1 protein-coding gene and 1 pseudogene are annotated in these 1,408 nt (G+C 51.5%); both read right to left on the bottom strand.

Annotated features, from left to right (window positions below; genetic code table 11):
- Positions 1 to 225: pseudogene (locus ACM6JM_RS16010) on the bottom strand (hypothetical protein); the annotation flags it as partial.
- 305 nt (positions 226 to 530) lie between these two features.
- Positions 531 to 1,408 (bottom strand): hypothetical protein (locus ACM6JM_RS16005; protein WP_414882203.1); only part of this gene is annotated, 878 nt, incomplete at its 5' end.

Below are 1,408 nucleotides of genomic sequence, written 5' to 3'. Positions count from 1 at the left end.
GGTTCTGGCTGAAGCAAGGGTTTCGCAGGCATCGACCAGCAGCTCTTCGTTTTTGAAGTCCGCGGTGACGGCGTACATTCTGCGGGTCTTGCGCGGTGGTGGCGTGGAACCGGGCGGGCAGAGATAGTGATCGAGGGCGCGGTCGGCGGCTTCGTGAAGCTTTCTGGAATCGAGGGATTCGTAGGGCGAGGCGGGATCGGTTTCGGGTGGGTTGGGTAAATAAATCCGTCCCGTTTTTCATTCTCCCGTTTTTCATTCCTGATGGTGATGAAGCAAAAAAAAACCGCCATCCGGTTGAATCCGGTGGCGGTTTTTTTATGCCCGATGAGCTGTGTTGTTTGTGAGGTCGCTTTCGCGAGCAGGTCGAATCGTCGCTCCCACATCTGGAATGCATTTCTCTGTGGGAGCGAATTTGCTGGTAAATAAATACGTCCCCTTTTTTATTCAGCTCAATCGGTTAGCTGTTAAGTAAGTGCCATTCAAATACGTCCCCTTTTTTCTTCGTGTCAGGATCAGGCCTCCGGCAGTATTCAAACCCAGAATGTAAAGTAATCCAGATAAGTACCGCCCCGTGTTCGGAATTCAATTGAAGTGATTTTCCTGCCGGAGGGCGCAGAGAAATCAATCCAGCCATGTTGGGGGACACTCCCACTAGTATGAGTGTAGCGTATGAACCCCACTTGTCCAAAATCGTCGCAAAATCTATAGTCCACATCTTGGTATCGATAGGTGTTTGCAAATCTGACTCGAGAGTAGGCTGATTTGAACCTGAAAGTGATCTGTTGATCATCATCCCATGAGGATGGCGCGACAGCGTGGTGGGCTAACATCCCTGGCACGGCGGGAGTCCCAAGCGAATCGTCGTGAGTTCGAATGCCGGCGTAACCATCAATACCAGTTGTGAAATCGTACGTGATGGTCATGCTCGGGAGGTCAATGCTCTCGCCGGCGCGAATTCGTTGGGCGGGTTTGTCATCAAAGTCCTCAGATAGAATGAGGGGGTATGCTTTGATAGAGTAGGTCCGTAATGGAAATTTCACTGCTTCAGCTTCATTTGCAGATCCGTCCAGATTGACCGCACAGGCAATCGTCAGCTCACTTCCATCTTTTAGTGTTTTCAACCACTCAACCGGCGCGAGCACCGACAATCCATCCGGTGAATCATTGGGCTCTCCCGACCTGACGTCTTTGTTGACGGGATCCCCATTCTTGTCAAAGCCTGAACAGGACACCCAGATCGGTTGCCTAGCCTCGAACAGCGGCCATTTTGCTGCGAGAATCCGCGCATCTGTTGTGAGTTCTTGAACCTTCAGTTCTGAACTCGTATTGCTGGCGATATTGGGTGTCGGCAAGCGCGGATCATTCTCGGCGATAGGATGGATGGTCAGCGCCAAATCAGTCGACTCGT

Origin of the sequence: Pseudomonas sp. IT-P2, assembly GCF_949767575.1 — a bacterium.
Classification (GTDB): domain Bacteria; phylum Pseudomonadota; class Gammaproteobacteria; order Pseudomonadales; family Pseudomonadaceae; genus Aquipseudomonas; species Aquipseudomonas pharyngis.
Note: the sequence above shows the minus strand (reverse complement) of the source record. Positions and strands in the feature narration are given on the sequence as shown.